Source organism: Amycolatopsis sp. NPDC039088 (assembly GCF_055598845.1).
This window is the reverse complement of record NZ_JBVKAE010000003.1, coordinates 162,435-178,411: the sequence shown is the minus strand read 5'-3', so window position 1 is coordinate 178,411 and position 15,977 is coordinate 162,435. Positions and strand designations below refer to the sequence as shown.

The following is a 15,977-nucleotide window of genomic DNA, read 5'->3' as shown; positions in this document are numbered from 1 at the left end:
TGAATTTCATATACGATAAGCGATACGATGCTGCCGGGCAATGATCGCGACGAGGTCAGTCGGCGAGGCGGAACAGGAGGGTTCCCGGGTCGACGTCGACGGGTACCACCGTGCCCGTTTCGTAGCGGCCGACGTCCTCGGTGAGCAGCCGGGCGCTGAACGGTGTCACCCCGGGGCCGGTGACGACGAAGTCGACGTCGTCGGCGGGAGTGCTCACCTCGCCGACCCAGATCCGTTTCCTGGCAACGACTTCGGCGGTCGCACGGACCCCGGACCGGTCGAGTGCGCGGTGGACCTCGCGGGCCCTGGCGTTCTGCCGGAGGTGTGCGGCGACGGTGGCCAGTCCGCCGATCGTGAACACGGCGCCCATGGCGATGACGACCAGCCGGTCGTCATCGGCGGGATCGAACCGGGTGCTGAGCCAGAGCAAGGCAGGCCCGATGAGAGCCATCACGGTCATGAAGAAGCCCATCAGGCACCCGAAGCCGGTGAGGGCGGGCAACTCCGGGGCCTCCTCGCCTCGACGGTCCGGAGTGGTCGTCATCGGCGCGACAGTAGTGGCCGATCTTCGGGGCCGGTCCGGTAAAAATGCCGGTCCTCACCACTCAGGAGAGGGCGGCGGGCAGTGTTTCGAAACCGCGCAGGATCCGCGTCTGCCGCCGCCGCGCGCCGTCCAGGAGCCGCAGATCCGGGAACCGCTCGAAGATCGACCGCAAGCCGATCTCCCCTTCCATCCTCGCCAGCGACGCGCCGAGGCAGTAGTGCCGACCGGCGCCGAAGGACACGTGGTCCCGCGCGTTCGCCCGAGCGACGTCGAAAGCGGCGGGGTCGTCGAAGATCTCCGGGTCCCGGTTCGCGCCCGCCAGGACCGTGCTGACGATCGCCCCTCGTTCGACGCGCGCTCCGCCGATCTCGGTATCGCGGGCGCACAGCCGTCCGGTGAGCAGGACGGGCGGGTCGTAGCGGAGGACCTCGTCGACGGCGTTGCTCCACAGTTCCGGATCGTCCCGCAGTTTCCGGAGCTGGTCCGGATGCCGGGTGAGCAAGGCGATGCCGTTGCCGAGCAGGTTGACGGTCGTTTCGAAGCCGGCCGCCAGCACCAGCCCCGCGGTGGCCTTGAGTTCCCGCTCGGTCAGGCCGACGCCGTCTTCGCGGGCGGCGATCAGTTTGCTGAGCAGGTTGTCGCCGGGATCGGCCCGCAGCTTCTCCAGATGCTCCGTGAGCCAGGAGTCGAACTCGGCGAGCGTCGACTCCACGGTCCGGAAGGTCCGCCACGGCAGTCCGAGATCGAGGCTGGGGGCCGCGGCCCCGCCGAGCGCGAGGACCTTGTCCCGTTCTTCCAGCGGGACACCGAGAATCTGGCTGATGACGGTGACCGGCAGGAGCCCGCAGTAGGACTCGATGAGGTCGACGGGGTCCTTCGGGTCGAGGCCGTCGAGCAGTTCGTCGGTGATCGCCTGCGTGCGCTCGCGCAGTTGCTCGACCGCGCGGGCGGTGAAGACGCGCGTGACCAGTTTCCGGTAGCGCGTGTGGTCCGGCGGCTCGCTGGCGAGCAGCGACGGCGGTTCGATCGGATGGATCAACCCGGACGCCGACCAGGTGACCAGCCGGTTGAGCAGCGGGTTGTCCGGGACGAACCGGACGGTCTTGAACGCGTCGCTGGTCAGGATCTCCTTGCACGCCGCGTGCCGGGTGGTCACATGCCCGACCCGGGTGGTGGCGATGGCGCCGTGCGAGCGGATCTCGTCGAACAGGCCGGTCAGGTCGGCCCCGCCGCTCGCTTCGACGGACAGCCTGCCTTGGAGATCGCCCCGGCGAGCTGCGGCCCGCAGGGCCACCCGGGGGATCGCGTGGCCGAGGCTCCAGCGGGTGACCGGTTTGGCGATCTCCTCCGCCCGGCGCAGGAAGGTCCGGGCGGGAGCGGTCTTGAGTGCGAACATCAGGACTCCGTCCGTGCGGGTCCTTCGACGGTAGCGGAACGACGTGTCAGTATCGACCCGTCCGGATCTCTGCGGGCGCGCTCGTCCCTCGGTAATGTTCTGCACTTCCGGCGGGCCGGGGAGTGCTTGTGGGCGGCTACGGGTTCGACATCGCGCTGGTCGCGGTGCTGGTGGTGCTCAACGCGGTGTTCGCGGGCAGCGAGATGGCGCTGATCTCGTTGCGCGAGGGGCAGTTGCGGACCTTGGAACGGGACGGGCGCGCCGCCGCCCGGACACTGGTGCGGTTGGCGCGTGACCCGAACCGCTTCCTGGCGACGATCCAGATCGGGATCACGCTCGCCGGGTTCCTTGCCTCGGCGACGGCGGCGGTGTCCCTCTCCGAGCCCTTGGTGCCACTGTTGAGTTTCCTCGGCAATGCCGCCGCAGCGGTGGCTGTCGCGCTGGTGACGATGGTCCTCACCTTCCTGACCCTGGTGCTCGGCGAACTGGCGCCCAAACGGCTGGCCATGCAGAACGCGCTGCGGTGGGCGTTGCTGGTGGCGCGTCCGCTGACCTTGCTGTCGGCGATCTCCCGGCCCGCGGTGTGGGCGCTGAGCGTGTCGACGAACTTCGTCGTGCGGATGCTGGGCGGCCGAACGGAAGCCGATCCGGATCAGATGTCGCCCGAGGAGCTCCGGGAACTGGTGTCGGCCCAGCGCGGGCTGAACGCCGAGCAGCGCATGATCATGAACGGTGCCTTGGAGATCCACGAGCGAAGGCTGCGCGAAGTGCTCGTCCCCCGGCGTGCGGTCCTGACACTCGCGGTGGAGCAGGACCTCGGTTCGGCCCGGAGACTGCTGGCCGAGTCGGGTCATTCCCGGGCGCCGGTCGCCCGCGGTGGCCATCTGGACGACGTCGTCGGCGTGGTGCACCTGCGCGATCTGCTCGACGACCGCGAAGAACTCGCCGAGGTGGTCAGGCCGGCGGTGGTGTTCCCCGATTCGCTGCGGGTTTCCGACGCGTTGCGCGGTTTCAAGGCCGAGCGGGAGCAGATGGCGCTGGTCGTCGACGAACACGGCGCGGTCGCGGGCATGGTCACGCTGGAGGACCTGCTGGAGGAGATCGTCGGCGAGATCTACGACGAGACCGACCGGGACGTCCTGGCCGTACGGGACGGCCAGGACGGTTCGCTGGTGCTGCCCGGTACCTTCCCGGTGCACGACCTCGTCGACATCGGGGTCGAACTGCCGGACGCGCCGCCGGGGGAGTACGCGACGATCGCGGGGCTGATTCTCGTGATCCTCGGCCGGATCCCGGAGAAGCCGGGTGACCGGGTGGTGGTCTCCGGCTGGACGGTCGAAGTGCTCGGCGTGGACCACCACGCGATCACGCGAGTCGCGCTGCGCCGTGGGACGAACGCGGAGCGGTGAGTTGCGCCGGGCGGCTTCGGTTGGCAGCGTGCCCGGTGTCCCACCACGAAGGAAAGGTATCCCGATGCCGCAGGACCAGCCGGACTTGAAGCCTCGTTCCCGCGACGTGACCGACGGCCTGGAGCGCGCCGCCGCCCGCGGCATGCTCCGCGCGGTCGGCATGGGTGACGACGACTTCGCCAAACCCCAGATCGGCGTGGCGTCGTCGTGGAACGAGATCACCCCGTGCAACCTGTCGCTGGACAGGCTGGCCAAGGCGGTCAAGAACGGCGTGCACGCGGGCGGCGGCTACCCGCTCGAGTTCGGCACGATCTCGGTGTCCGACGGTATTTCCATGGGGCACGAGGGCATGCACTTCTCGCTGGTGTCGCGGGAGGTCATCGCGGACTCCGTCGAGACGGTGATGATGGCCGAGCGGCTGGACGGCTCAGTGCTCCTCGCCGGCTGTGACAAATCGCTGCCGGGCATGCTGATGGCCGCGGCCCGGCTCGACCTCGCCTCCGTTTTCCTTTACGCCGGTTCGATCATGCCCGGGCAGGTCGACGGGCAGGACGTCACGATCATCGACGCCTTCGAGGCCGTCGGCGCCTGTCTGGCAGGCAAGATCACCCGCGCCGAAGTGGACCGGATCGAACGCGCGATCTGTCCCGGCGAGGGTGCCTGCGGCGGGATGTACACCGCCAACACGATGGCGTCGGTGGCCGAAGCACTCGGCATGTCGCTGCCCGGTTCGGCCGCCCCGCCCGCCGTCGACCGGCGCCGCGACGGGTTCGCCCACCGGTCGGGAGAGGCCGTCGTCGGCATGCTCCGCCAGGGCATCACCGCGCGGCAGATCATGACCATGGAGGCGTTCGAGAACGCCATCGCCGTCGTGATGGCGCTGGGCGGCTCGACCAACGCCGTCCTCCACCTCCTCGCGATCGCGCGTGAGGCCGAGGTCGACCTGCGGATCGACGACTTCAACCGGATCGGCGACAAGGTCCCGCACCTGGGCGATCTGAAGCCGTTCGGGAAGTACGTGATGAACGACGTCGACAAGGTCGGCGGCATCCCCGTGGTGATGAAGGCGCTGCTCGACGCCGGGCTCATGCACGGTGACGTGCTGACCGTGACCGGCAAGACGATGGCCGAGAACCTCGAAGGCATCGCGCCCGCCGGTCTCGACGGCGAGATCATCCGCCCGCTCGACCGCCCGATCCACAAGACCGGCGGGCTGACCATCCTCAAGGGATCGCTCGCACCGGAAGGCGCGGTCGTGAAGTCGGCGGGCTTCGACGAATCGACGTTCACCGGGACCGCGCGGGTCTTCGACGGCGAACGGGCCGCGCTCGACGCGCTCGCCGAGGGCCGGATCGTCGCCGGGGACGTCGTCGTCATCCGCTACGAAGGCCCCAAGGGCGGGCCGGGGATGCGGGAGATGCTCGCCATCACCGGCGCGATCAAGGGCGCCGGACTCGGGAAGGACGTCCTGCTCATCACCGACGGCCGGTTCAGCGGCGGCACGACCGGCCTCTGCGTCGGCCACATCGCGCCGGAAGCGGTCGACGCCGGGCCGATCGCGTTCGTGCGGGACGGGGACTCGATCACGCTGGACGTCGCGAACCGGACGCTCGACGTCGAGATCGACGACATCGAGGCGCGCCGGGAGGGCTGGACCCCCAAGGCTCCGGCGTACACGCGCGGGGTGCTCGGCAAGTACGCGAAGGTCGTCCAGAGCGCCGCGCACGGAGCCGTATGCGAATAGGCCGCTAATCCGCTGACCCTGCGGTGAGCGTGGAGGAACCAGGACACTCAACGCCCCAATTCCTTCATGGACGGCCCGGCACATCGCTACCCGCCGGCTTGGCGGTGTTCGCTGTGCCGGCCTGCTCGTAACGGCTTCGCCTATGGGCGGCGTCCGCTGACCCTGCGGTGATCCTGGGAGATCCCGCCACGATCGGGTGATCCACACCGCGGAAAGGCCCGACTACGTAATTCACCCGATGTGCCCGTTACCCCGGAGTAGCAGACTCGGCGCCCCGACGATTCCCGCTGCTCCGGAGGTCGACGATGACCGCGTCCCTTGCTCCAGCCCGCTCCGCCGCCCTCGTGCTCGCCCGTGCCGTCGTCGACGGAGTCCGGCATTCCCTGCCGGAGCACGCGCCCCTGTTCGGCGCGCGTGCCACGGAGTTCGTCGCGTCGATCCTGGAGCACGACGGTATGGCGTCCGCGCTGGGCATCGCCGCCGGGGCGGACGCCTTCCGGGAAGTGGGTGTAGCCGAGTACGCCGCCGGTAGGGGGCTCGACAGGCTCTCCAGGGCCTACCACGCGGCGGGCCGGTGCGCGCTGCCCGTGCTGGCCTCGTTGTCCCGCCGGACCGGGGCCGGGCCGGGTTTGATGGACACCGGGGTGGAGGCGCTGCTCCGCTGCTCGGACGTCCTGACCCGGCTCTCCACCGCCGCCTACCGCGCCGCGCATACACCTTCGGTCGCCGAGTTGCGCCGTGATCTGCTCAAGGAGATCTTGAGCGGCCGCCCGCCCGCGAGGTGGGCGGGACTCGCGGCCGAGGCGGGCTGGGTGCCGCCCGCGCGCGTGGTCGCCATCGCCGCGGAGCCCGGCGCGATCCGGGCCTCGTTCGGCCCGGAGGTGCTGGCCGACCTCACCGGCGAATATCCGCACCTCCTCGTGCCCGACGACGTCGAGATCGGTGGCGTACCGGCGGGGACACGGGCGGCTGTCGGGCCCGCCGTGGCGCCCGCCGAAGCGGCGGTGTCCCTGCGGTGGGCCCGCCGGACGCTCGAACTGGTCCGGCGTGAGGTGATCGAGGACGGTCCGCTCGTGCGCTGGTCGGACCACCTCACCACGCACTGGCTGTTCGCCGACGAAGTACTCACGACCGCGCTCGTCACGCGCAGCCTGGCGCCGATCGCGCAGCTGCCGCCCAACGAGCGCACCAAACTCGCCGAGACCCTCGAGGCGATGCTCGCCGCCCGTGGCGGTGCCCCCGAGATCGCGAACAACCTCGGCGTGCACCCGCAGACGGTCCGCAACCGCCTGCGCCGTCTCCGCGTGTTGTTCGGTGACCGCCTCGACGACCCGCGTGAGCGGCTCGACCTGCGGATCGCCTTGCGCGCGGAGCTGCTCACGCCCGCACCCGAGCCGGCGAAGCCTCTCACCCCGATCAGGGCGGCCTGACCGTCAGTGTCTGGTGGTGAACCCGCGTCCGCGATCGCGTCGGCAGGGCGCGACCTGGTCATACCTCTCACGTTGGCGACAGAGGTGGCCCTGCCACCCCGATAGCGGGGCCTTCGGCCGGGGCGGGTTCACGCGTCATGTCCCTTTCGCGAGGCACGTCGCAGCTCCGCCAACAGGCTCTCAGGCCTGATCGGCGGTGCGGGTCACCCAGGTGGCGACCTGCACCCGGTTGGAGTAGCCGAGCTTGGTGAGGATGTGGTCGATATGGGTGTCCACGGTGCGCCTGGCGATGCCGAGCCGGTCGGCGATCTCCTGGTTGGTCAGCCCCTCGGCGATCACGTGCGCGATCTCGGTCTCGCGTTTGGTGAGTACCCGCGCGGCCGGTTTCCCCGACTCGGGGGACCGCTCGCCGAGGGCGTACGCGATGGCGTCACCGGTGGACATCGCGGAGCCGTCGGTGAACTCCTTGACCGCGACCTCCCAGCCGAGTGCCGTCGTCACGGTGTCGATGTCGGCCTGCAGCGGCTCGGTGAACGCTTCGTACCGCGTCGGCCAAGCGCCGACCGTGCGCCAGACGTTCATCGCGGCGCCCTGCAGGATCGCGGCCCGGTTGGGCCGTCCGGTGCGGGCCGCGCAGCCCGCCATGACGGTGAGGGTGAAGCCGACGACGACGCGGTCGTCGACGCGGGCGTGCAGCCGCAGGATCTGCTCGCAGCAGCGGCCCGCCACCGCGAGATCGCCTTGGAGGTACTCGGCGGCGGCACGCGACCACAGCGCCCAGCCCCGCCAGAAGACCTCACCCCGGCGTTCGCAGCGCTCGACGGATTCGGTGAGCACCGCCCGGCCGCGGTCGATGTCGCCGTCCAGCCAGACGGCCAGCCCGTAGTTGTAGCTCGCCCAGAGTTCCGCGCCTTCGTCGCCGTGGGTGCGGAAGAGGTCGATGGCCGCGCCGAACAGACGCGCCGCCTCGGCCATGTCGTTGCCGATCAGCGCGGCATAAGCGCGGACGTGCAGGACGTACGCGGCGGCGAGTTCGTCGCCGTTCGTCCCGGCTTCCGCGGCCGCCCTGTCCACCATGGACCGATGAGCGGGCAGATCTCCTTGCACCAGGGCCAGGAAACCGGACAGCCACAGTCCGTGTGCCCGCTCCGGGACACCAGGCGGGGCGGCCTCGTCGAGACGGCGTACCCACATCCGGCCCTCGGTGTTCAGCCCGCGGACGATCCAGAACTCCTTGACGTCGCGCAACATCCGCAGTCCGACGACCGCTTCTTCGGGAGCACCGGCGCAGAAGTCGAGCGCTACCCGGAGGTTCGCGTGCTCGCGCCGCAACCGCGCGATCCAGCCCAGCTGATCGGTCTGCAGCCATTCCGCGGCGTACCGGGCGGAGAGTTCGGCGAACCAGTCCCGGTGCCGTTTCCGGAACTCCGTCGTCCCGCCGGTCTCGCTCAGCCTGTCGACGCCGTACTCGCGGACCGATTCCAGCATGCGGTATCGCACGCCGCCCGGGTACTCCTCGCGCAGCAGGATGGACTTGTCGAGCAGCCCGTCGACGACCTCGAGGACGTCCTCGCGCGGCAGGTCTCCGCCGGAACAGACCTCCTCGGCGGCGTCGAGGTCGAAACTGCCGGAGAACACCGAAGCGCGGGCCCACAGCAGCCGCTCGGGACCGGTGCACAGGTCGTGACTCCAGTCGATCAGCGCCCGCATCGTCTCGTGGCGTTCCGGGCGGCCGCGACGATCCTTCGTGAGCACGGAGAACTGCCGGTCGAGCCGGTCGGCCAGCTGGCGCAGGGACAGCACCCGCGCGCGGACGGCGGCCAGTTCGATGGCCAGCGGCAGCCCGTCGAGCCGCCGGCACAGCCGGATCAGCGGTTCGGTGTCGGATTCGGTGAGCCGGAACGACGGCGCCACCGCGGTCGCGCGATCCACGAACAGCCGCACGGACTCGTAGTTCACCGCGCGTTCGAAGGAGTCGCCCTGTTCCGGCACCGCCAGCGGCGGCACCGGGAGGACCCGTTCGCCCGCGACGCCGAGGGACTGCCTGCTCGTGGCCAGCACGGACACCTGAGGGCACTCCCGCACCACGGTGTCGGCGAACCGGGCACAGCTCTCGACGAGGTGTTCACAGTTGTCCAGTACCAGCAGTAACCGGCTTTCCCGCAGCGCTTCGACGACGACGTCGATGGCCGGTTTCGCCGAACGGTCGCCGAAGCCGAGCACGTTCGCCACGGTCGGCACCAGCAACGCGGGTTCGCGCAGTTCGGCCAGCGACACGAACGCGACGTCGTCGGCGGTCGCCTCCCGGTGCGCCGTGGCGATCCGCCACGCGAGCCTCGTCTTCCCCACTCCGCCCGGACCGGTCAAGGTGACCAGTGACGCCGTCTCGAGCAGGCGCCGCGCCTCGCCGGTCTCGGCGTCGCGGCCTACGTAGCTGGTCACTTCGGTGGGTTCGGCCGACCACCCCGAAAGCAAGCCAACTCCGTCCGCCATGCACTCTCCCGCGATCGACCAGGCCCGCGCCCTCCGTCCGATGTAGACGGAAAACGCCCGGCTGCGGATCCTAGCGGACCGGCGTCGCGTCAGCGGGACACTTGCTTGCCGCGATCGTGCGCCCAGCCGGCCAGCGCCACCCCGGCGGCGGCGAGCAGCAGGAAGACGATCAACCTGCCGGCCCAGTCACCGGGTACCCAGTCGAACGCTCCCCATAACTGGGTGGCGGAATGGTCGAAGAGACTGCGGATGGCCGCCTGCGCGAAGACGGCGATCGCCACCATCCCGAGTACCTGCAGCCCCAGAAAGCCGCCCTTGTTCATGCTCCCTACCTCCCCTTTCGCGGTCTGGGCTCAGCATCGCGCAGAACGGACGACGACCACATCGGCATCGCGTCGCATCTGGTGTTCGACCAAAGTCGACCCCGGCCGCGACCGAGGTCGGGGCCGGAATCGTCCGGTGCGCGGCTGTGCCGCCGTGCGCGGTTCGACCATGATGGGCCGGTGATCACCGACGTCGGGCCACCCCTGCGCCCCTGGCAACAGGCCTGGCGTCTGCTGGTGGCGGCCGCGCTGGGTGTGCTGTTCTGGATCCTCACCGCGGCGCAGCTCCCGCCGGGATCTGAGGACCCGAGGATCCAGTGGCTGATCACCGGCGATCCGTTGGTCGCCCTCGTCTGCCTGGTGGCGCTGCTGTGGCGCCGCCGGTTCCCGATGGTGGTCGCGATGGCGGTCATCCTCGTCGCGACGGCTTCGGTGGTGGCCGGTGGCGCCGCGCTGTACGCCCTCGGCTCGCTGGCCACCCGGCGGCGACCGGTGGAAACGTCGGTCGCGGCGGTGGTCTGCGTGATCACCGCGGTGCTGACCTCCGGGCTTTATCCCAGCCGTGACGCGCCGGCGCCGCTGTGGCTGATGCTCTGCGTCTCCATTTTGGCCGTGGGCATCGCGGTGGCCGTGGGTGCCGCCGTCGGGGCTCGCCGGGAAGAACTGCGTTCCCTGCGGGCACGGGCCGAAAGCGCGGAACGCGAGCAGGCCGCGCGGTCGGCCGAGGCACGGATCCTGGAGCGGCACCGGATCGCCCGCGAGATGCACGACGTCCTCGCGCACCGGGTCTCGCTGGTCGCCATGCAGGCCGGGGTACTGGGACATCGCACCGACCTGCCGTCCGAACAGGTCGCGGAACTCGCCCGCGGGATCGCCGATGGCTCTCATCAGGCGCTCGAAGAACTGCGCGACGTCCTCGGCGTGCTCCGGGCGGATCCGGAGGGGCTGGAACCACCTCAGCCCTCGTTCGCCGATTTGCCCGCCCTCGTCGCGGACGCGCGCGGACTGGGACTGGACGTCACCTTGACGGCCACGACCGAGGGCTCGCCGCCCGACGCGGTCGCGAGGACCGTGTACCGGATCGTCCAGGAAGGGCTGACCAACGCGGGCAAACACGCGCCGGGAGCCCGGGTCGCGGTCACCGTCGAAGGCGAGCCGGGTGACGGGCTGCGGGTGACGGTCCGGGATTCCGGTGCGTCGCTGGCGGTCGCGGGCCCGCCAGCCTCGGGATTCGGCCTGCTCGGCCTCGCCGAGCGAGTCGCGCTGGCCGGCGGTGACCTGGAGCATCACGCGGATCCCGGTGGCGGATTCGTGCTCGCCGCGCGGTTGCCGTGGCCGGTCCGCGACGTCGAAAGCTGAGCGGTTCAGACAGTGGGGCAGGGCCAGGAAAGCCGGACGTTGGTGCCGGTGGGTGTGCTCGTCACGGCGGCCTCCGGGGCGAAGGCACGGATGATCGGCAGGCCGCGCCCGCCGTCCGGGCGGCGCCCGTCGCGCCAGCGGCCTTCGTCGGCGACGGTGACCACGATCGAACCGTCGACGTAGGTGGCGGTGATCGTCATGACGTTGTCGTCGGTCCCGTCCGGGTAGGCGTGCTTGACGACGTTGGTCATCGCTTCGTAGGCGGTGAGCTTGAGGTCTTCGGCCAGTTCGCGGGGAAGGCCCCGTTCGAGTGCCCAGTTCGCCAGGACGTCCCGCAGCGCGGCGGCCTCGGCCGGTACGGCGGCGACTTCGCGTACCAGCTCGTCGGGGTTCTGTCGCACCGGCTCGTCGATCGGCATCACGGGGCTTCTCCTCCTCGTCCGCCGCGGTCCGCGACCGCCGGTTCCACCGCCAAGATTAAGGCAACGCCCGGATCGCGGCGCGAGTGCCGCGCGGATGGGTGCCGCCATCGGATATCTTCGGAACTCTCGGTGTTCCGATCGTGAGGGAGTGTGACGGTGACTAGCGGAGACGGCGACATCAAGGAGGTTCCGTTCTCGGTGTCGGTCGGCAGGCCCCACGGCACGCAGGTCGTCATCTCGGTGGCGGGGGAGATCGACATGACGACGTCCGAGGACCTGAAAGAGACCTTCGAGGAGGCGCTGGAACCCGTGCCCGGCAGGCTCGTCGTCGACCTGGAAGGTGTGGAGTTCTGCGATTCCACCGGGCTGGCGACCCTGGTCCGGATCAACGACCGGTGCGGCAGCCAGGGGGTCGGCCTGAGTTTCCTGCCGTCGCCGACGATCCGGCGGCTCGCGCAGAAGACGGGCCTCTCCACGTTGCTGCCGCTCGCCGGCTCCTGAGCGGCCGCGGTCAGGGATTCCGCGCGGGCACGGCCTTCGGCACTTCGCGGATCGCGGTGCCGAGGTGCCGGTAGAGGGGGATGTGGGTGTCGGCACCGAACAGGTGCAGCAGTCGCAGCACCGAGTGGGTGCTGGCGACGACTCCGGTGGCCCGGCGTTCGGAGCGGGCGCGGGCGGCGGAGGATTCGATGACCCGGAGCCCCGCGACGCCGAGGAAGGTGACGTCGGTGAGGTCGAGGACCGTGGCGGCGGGGAGATCGCCTCGCAGCGCGCGCTCGAGCCGTCCCGCCGTGGCGAGGTCGATCTCGCCACCGGCCGAGACGACGAGCAGGTCCTCACTCCATCGGGTTCGGCGGACGCGCATCACGTGCTCGTCGGACGGCCGGGGCCGCGGGACGGTGACGCGGAGGACGGTCCGGAGGGCAGGGCCATCGCGGCTTCCTCGGGGGAACGGAAGTCGATCGATCATGAGGGGGTCTCCCGGATAGCCGGGACGAGACGGACAACGGGTAAGCCTGCACAACGGCTGCGCAAGTGAACTCGCCACCGCGTCGCCGGTCGAAATTCTTGGGCCGCGGACATGCGGGTCGTTCATGCGGGCTGGTGGACTCAACCTCACGTACCTGTCACGGTACGCCGCTCACAGCGCGTGGCAATACGGAGAGGGTGAACAAGCCATGATTCACGGCGGCGCATGATCACTCGCCGAGGGCCTTTTCCCAGGCCCGGCCCCAGTTTTCGAGTGGATGCAACGCGTCGAGAAGTTGGTCCCCCAATTGTGTCAGGTGGTAACCGTCTTCGCCGGTTTCCACGATGCGGGCCTCGGTGAGCTCGCCGAGCCGGGTGGCGAGCACGCTCGACGACATGCGCTCGCAGCGACGTTGGAGTTCGCGGAAGCCGACCCGGCCGTGGCGCAGTTCCCAGATCACCCGCAGTGTCCACCGCCGTCCCAGCAGGTCGAGCGCGGCCATGAGGGGACGGCCCGTTTCGGAGCCGCGGACCGGCCGTCCGGGGCGCGGGATCGGGTCTTCGGCCATGACCTCCCCTTGTGCTTCGGCTTTCGAAGCAGCATAGTGGTTCGAAAAGAGAAGCACTTGAGGTGGTCATGGCCCGGATCGCACCACTCACGCCGCCCTACGAGGCGCACGTCGAAGAAGCCTTGCGAAAATGGATGCCGCCCGGAGTCGCGCACGACCCGCTGGCCCTGTTCCGGCTACTGCAGCACCACCCGGACCTGGCTTCGCGCATGCGCGTCCTCGGCGCGGGTTTGCTCGCGCACGGGGAATTGCCCGCGCTGGACCGGGAAATCGTCATCGCGCGGGTCACCGCACGATCCGGCTGCCGGTACGAATGGGGTGTCCACGCCGCGGTTTTCGCCTCGGCCGTCGGGCTCACGCCGGAGCAGGTCGAAGCGACCGTTTCGGGTGACTCCGGACATCCCGTCTGGTCCGACCGCCAGCGCTCGCTGATCGTCGCTGTGGACGAACTCCATGACACGGCAACGGTTTCCGAGGACGCGTGGGCCGCGCTCGCCGAGTACTACCCGGCGGAACAGCTTCTGGAACTCCTCGTGCTCGCCGGGTGGTACCGCACGATCTCCTACGTGGCCAACGGTGTCCTCCTCGAAGGGGAACCGTGGGCCGTCCCGTATCCGCAGGACAGCGCCTAGCGTCGAGGCGAGTCGGCTTCCCTCGTGCCGCCACGTTCCTGTTTCGGGACCTTCCACGCGGCGAACGCGCACAGGAACGCCGCCACGAAGCCGACCGCGGTGAGTGTCCCGGCCCAGACGGCGCCGGTGCTGGCGAGAAGGTAGAGCTGGACCAAGGCGGTGCCCGTGTAGACGACCGCCAGACCCAGCCACAGCCGTTGCGTCATCATCTCCCGTCTCCGTTCCCCAGATACCGGGTCAATCGCGGCGGGACGGAAGGGAGTTACAGGAAGACCTTGCCGGGATTGAGGATTCCGTGCGGATCGAGCGCGTGTTTGACCGCGCGATGCATCTCGAGCACCGCGGGACCGAGTTCGCGGGTGAGTCCCGCTTGCTTCAACAGGCCGACGCCGTGCTCGCCGGTGACCGTGCCGCCGAGGTCGAGCGCGCCGGAGATGATGTCCTCGAAGGCCGCTTGCGCCGCCTTCCGCGCGTTCTCGTCGCCGGGCGGCGTCACCAGCAGCGGATGCAGGTTGCCGTCGCCGACGTGCGCGACGTTGGCGATCACGACGTCGTGCCGCCGGGCGGCGGCGTCGATCCGCGCGAGCATCTCGGGCACCGCCTGCGTCGGCACGCAGACGTCCTCGGTGAGCACCGGCCCGAGTCGTTCCAGCGCCGGGTAGGCCAGCCGCCGGGCGGCGAACAGCGCGTTGGCCTCGGTCTCGTCGGAGGACTGGGCGGCCCAGGTCGCTCCGGCGTTCTCGAAGCATTCGAGCAGAACGGCGGCTTCGTGCTCGCCCAGCGCGCCAGGGGTGTCCGTGCGGCCGAGCAGGACGACGTTCGCGTCCGCGCTCAGCCCCATGTTCTTCCACGCGTCCACCGCCGCGAGACAGTGCCGGTCGACGAGTTCGAGCGCCGAGGGCACCACCCCTCGCGCCGCCACCGCCGCGGCGGCTTCACCCGCCGCGACCGTGGTGTCGAAATACCCGGCGACGGTCCGCTCCGCGCCGCGAGCGGGCCGGAGCCGCACGGTGATCTCGGTGATCACGCCCAGCGTGCCCTCGGAACCGACCATGAGCCCGGCGAGGTCGTAACCCGCGACGCCTTTCGCGGTGCGGCGCCCGAGCCGGACGAGTTCGCCGGTGCCGGTCACCACCTGCAGGCCGAGCACGTAGTCACGGGTGACGCCGTACTTCACACAGCACACGCCGCCCGCGTTGGTCGCCACGTTGCCGCCGATCGTCGACCACGGCGAACTCGCCGGATCCGGCGGATACCACAGCCCGCGTTCCGCGCAGGCGGCGCCGAGATCGTCGTTGACGACGCCGGGTTCGACGACCGCGAACCGCTCTCGTTCGTCGATCTCCTTGATCGCGGTGAGCTTGTCGGTGACGAGGATGACGCAGCCGTCGAGAGCGTTCGCGCCGCCGGACAGGCCGGTGCCCGCGCCGCGGGTGACCAACGGGACGCGATGACGCAGGCAGAGCCGCACGACCGTCTGGACCTCTTCGGCGGTGTGCGGGCGGACCGCGGCGACGGGAATGCCGTGCGGCGCCCACTCGGCTTCGTCGTGGGCGAAGCTCCGCAGGACGTCCGGGTCGCGGACGAGACGGTCCGGCGGGAACTCGGCGACCAGATCATCGATCATCATGGTCTTCACGCTAGGTCTCGTGAGTGATGAGGATGGTGAGAACTGTCATTTCCACTCACGAGGACCAGCCGGGCGCCCGGAAGAAGTCCACCAGCCCATCCCAGGACTGGGCACTCCGCCGCCGTTCCCACCAGGTCCGGAACGGCGTGGACGCCATCGCGTGCCGCGTGTAGGACGTCATCACCGCGCGATAGACGTTCTCCGCCTGATCCCAGGTCAGCCGCTCCTTGCGCCACGCCAGCACGAGCCGCATCCGCATGGGATCACCCTTGAGCGGCCGGACCACCATGCCCGGAAGCTCGGGTGCGGTCGGTTCCACGAGCTGCACGGCCTGCCCGGCCGCGATCAGGTGCCGCCCACCGCCGTTGGGATATTCGAAACGGATCCGCGGCGTGAACCCGGCCCGATGCGTCGCCGCACGCAATGACGTCAGCGAGCCGTCTTCAGGCCCTGGCGGTCCGATCCACGCTTCGTCCGCGAGGTCGGCCAGGTCGACCTCGAAGCCGTCGGCGAGCCGGTGCCGGGCGGGAAGGCCGACGAAGACGGGCAGCCACGAGAACAGCACCCGGTGCCCCAACTGCTTCGCCAGCGGTACTTCCTGGTCGTCCGACATGGCGATGACGGCGATGTCGAGGGTGGCGCGGGCCAATCCCTGTGCCAGCACGGAACTGGACGGCTCCACGTGGACGGTCACGTCGAGGCCCGGCAGCGCGTCGTCGAGCCGCTCGACGAACGTGGGCAGACAGTCCATTTGGGACGATCCGAGCCGGACCGGGCCGTCGCCCAGCGCGCCGAGAAGATCGCTTTCGAACCGGTCGAACTCCACCAGCAGGGTCAGCGCGCGGCGCAGCGTCTGCTCGCCGACGGGGGTCGGCGTCACGCCGGTGTGGCTGCGGACGAACAGTGGCGCGCCGATCTGCCGTTCGAGCCGCTGGAGCAGCGAGGTCAGCGACGGCTGGGACATGCCCAGCGCGGCGGCCGCCTGCGAGAGGCTGCCCGCTTCGGCGATGGCGCAGATCGCCCGCAGGTGCCGGATCTCCAGGGCCATAGGCGGAGT

At 70.2% G+C, this 15,977-nt stretch carries 16 protein-coding genes; 6 read left to right on the top strand and 10 right to left on the bottom strand.

What is annotated here, in order from left to right; translation table 11 throughout:
* Positions 1 to 55 precede the first annotated feature (55 nt).
* Positions 56 to 544 (bottom strand): hypothetical protein, encoded by a 489-nt coding sequence (locus ACZ7KI_RS05670; protein WP_470272021.1) that lies wholly within the window; start codon positions 542 to 544, stop codon positions 56 to 58.
* A 61-nt stretch (positions 545 to 605) separates the two neighbouring features.
* Positions 606 to 1,940, bottom strand: a complete 1,335-nt coding sequence (locus ACZ7KI_RS05665; RefSeq protein WP_470272020.1) for a cytochrome P450 — start codon at positions 1,938 to 1,940, stop codon at positions 606 to 608.
* Between the two features lie 128 nt (positions 1,941 to 2,068).
* On the opposite strand from ACZ7KI_RS05665, the gene ACZ7KI_RS05660 reads away from it, so the two are divergent.
* From ACZ7KI_RS05660 to ACZ7KI_RS05650, 3 genes are all read left to right on the top strand, one after another.
* Complete coding sequence (locus tag ACZ7KI_RS05660; protein WP_470272019.1) at positions 2,069 to 3,349, top strand: hemolysin family protein; 1,281 nt, start codon at positions 2,069 to 2,071, stop codon at positions 3,347 to 3,349.
* A 64-nt stretch (positions 3,350 to 3,413) separates the two neighbouring features.
* Complete coding sequence (gene ilvD / locus ACZ7KI_RS05655) at positions 3,414 to 5,093, top strand: dihydroxy-acid dehydratase (protein ID WP_470272018.1); 1,680 nt, start codon at positions 3,414 to 3,416, stop codon at positions 5,091 to 5,093.
* A 305-nt stretch (positions 5,094 to 5,398) separates the two neighbouring features.
* The gene (locus ACZ7KI_RS05650) at positions 5,399 to 6,523 is read left to right on the top strand and encodes a helix-turn-helix domain-containing protein (protein ID WP_470272017.1); all 1,125 of its coding nucleotides are present in this window, start codon (positions 5,399 to 5,401) and stop codon (positions 6,521 to 6,523) included.
* 180 nt (positions 6,524 to 6,703) lie between these two features.
* Here the strand turns inward: ACZ7KI_RS05650 and ACZ7KI_RS05645 are convergent, their stop codons facing one another.
* Both ACZ7KI_RS05645 and ACZ7KI_RS05640 read right to left on the bottom strand, forming a co-directional pair.
* The gene (locus tag ACZ7KI_RS05645; protein ID WP_470272016.1) at positions 6,704 to 9,016 is read right to left on the bottom strand and encodes a LuxR C-terminal-related transcriptional regulator; all 2,313 of its coding nucleotides are present in this window, start codon (positions 9,014 to 9,016) and stop codon (positions 6,704 to 6,706) included.
* Positions 9,017 to 9,105: 89 nt separating this feature from the next.
* On the bottom strand, positions 9,106 to 9,339 hold the full coding sequence (locus ACZ7KI_RS05640; RefSeq protein WP_470272015.1) for a hypothetical protein: 234 nt from the start codon (positions 9,337 to 9,339) through the stop codon (positions 9,106 to 9,108).
* A 180-nt stretch (positions 9,340 to 9,519) separates the two neighbouring features.
* Here ACZ7KI_RS05640 and ACZ7KI_RS05635 point away from each other — a divergent pair, with 180 nt between their 5' ends.
* Positions 9,520 to 10,698, top strand: coding sequence for a sensor histidine kinase (locus ACZ7KI_RS05635; RefSeq protein ID WP_470272014.1), 1,179 nt, complete (start codon positions 9,520 to 9,522; stop codon positions 10,696 to 10,698).
* Between the two features lie 5 nt (positions 10,699 to 10,703).
* Here the strand turns inward: ACZ7KI_RS05635 and ACZ7KI_RS05630 are convergent, their stop codons facing one another.
* The gene (locus tag ACZ7KI_RS05630) at positions 10,704 to 11,117 is read right to left on the bottom strand and encodes an ATP-binding protein (protein ID WP_470272013.1); all 414 of its coding nucleotides are present in this window, start codon (positions 11,115 to 11,117) and stop codon (positions 10,704 to 10,706) included.
* A gap of 159 nt (positions 11,118 to 11,276) precedes the next feature.
* On the opposite strand from ACZ7KI_RS05630, the gene ACZ7KI_RS05625 reads away from it, so the two are divergent.
* Complete coding sequence (locus tag ACZ7KI_RS05625) at positions 11,277 to 11,621, top strand: STAS domain-containing protein (protein WP_470272012.1); 345 nt, start codon at positions 11,277 to 11,279, stop codon at positions 11,619 to 11,621.
* Between the two features lie 10 nt (positions 11,622 to 11,631).
* Here ACZ7KI_RS05625 and ACZ7KI_RS05620 read toward each other — a convergent pair whose 3' ends face one another.
* On the bottom strand, positions 11,632 to 12,090 hold the full coding sequence (locus ACZ7KI_RS05620) for an STAS domain-containing protein (protein WP_470272011.1): 459 nt from the start codon (positions 12,088 to 12,090) through the stop codon (positions 11,632 to 11,634).
* Between the two features lie 229 nt (positions 12,091 to 12,319).
* The gene (locus ACZ7KI_RS05615; RefSeq protein WP_470272010.1) at positions 12,320 to 12,658 is read right to left on the bottom strand and encodes a winged helix-turn-helix transcriptional regulator; all 339 of its coding nucleotides are present in this window, start codon (positions 12,656 to 12,658) and stop codon (positions 12,320 to 12,322) included.
* Positions 12,659 to 12,726: 68 nt separating this feature from the next.
* Here ACZ7KI_RS05615 and ACZ7KI_RS05610 point away from each other — a divergent pair, with 68 nt between their 5' ends.
* A complete protein-coding gene (locus ACZ7KI_RS05610) occupies positions 12,727 to 13,290 on the top strand; it encodes a carboxymuconolactone decarboxylase family protein (RefSeq protein WP_470272009.1) in 564 nt (187 codons plus the stop codon).
* Here ACZ7KI_RS05610 and ACZ7KI_RS05605 read toward each other — a convergent pair.
* The 3 genes from ACZ7KI_RS05605 to ACZ7KI_RS05595 are packed head-to-tail and all read right to left on the bottom strand — an operon-like array spanning position 13,287 to position 15,968.
* Positions 13,287 to 13,499, bottom strand: a complete 213-nt coding sequence (locus ACZ7KI_RS05605) for a hypothetical protein (RefSeq protein ID WP_470272008.1) — start codon at positions 13,497 to 13,499, stop codon at positions 13,287 to 13,289. The two genes, ACZ7KI_RS05610 and ACZ7KI_RS05605, sit on opposite strands and share 4 nt — an antisense overlap.
* A gap of 53 nt (positions 13,500 to 13,552) precedes the next feature.
* Positions 13,553 to 14,920, bottom strand: coding sequence for an FAD-binding oxidoreductase (locus ACZ7KI_RS05600; RefSeq protein ID WP_470272007.1), 1,368 nt, complete (start codon positions 14,918 to 14,920; stop codon positions 13,553 to 13,555).
* A gap of 55 nt (positions 14,921 to 14,975) precedes the next feature.
* The gene (locus tag ACZ7KI_RS05595) at positions 14,976 to 15,968 is read right to left on the bottom strand and encodes a LysR family transcriptional regulator (protein WP_470272006.1); all 993 of its coding nucleotides are present in this window, start codon (positions 15,966 to 15,968) and stop codon (positions 14,976 to 14,978) included.
* Positions 15,969 to 15,977 lie beyond the last annotated feature (9 nt).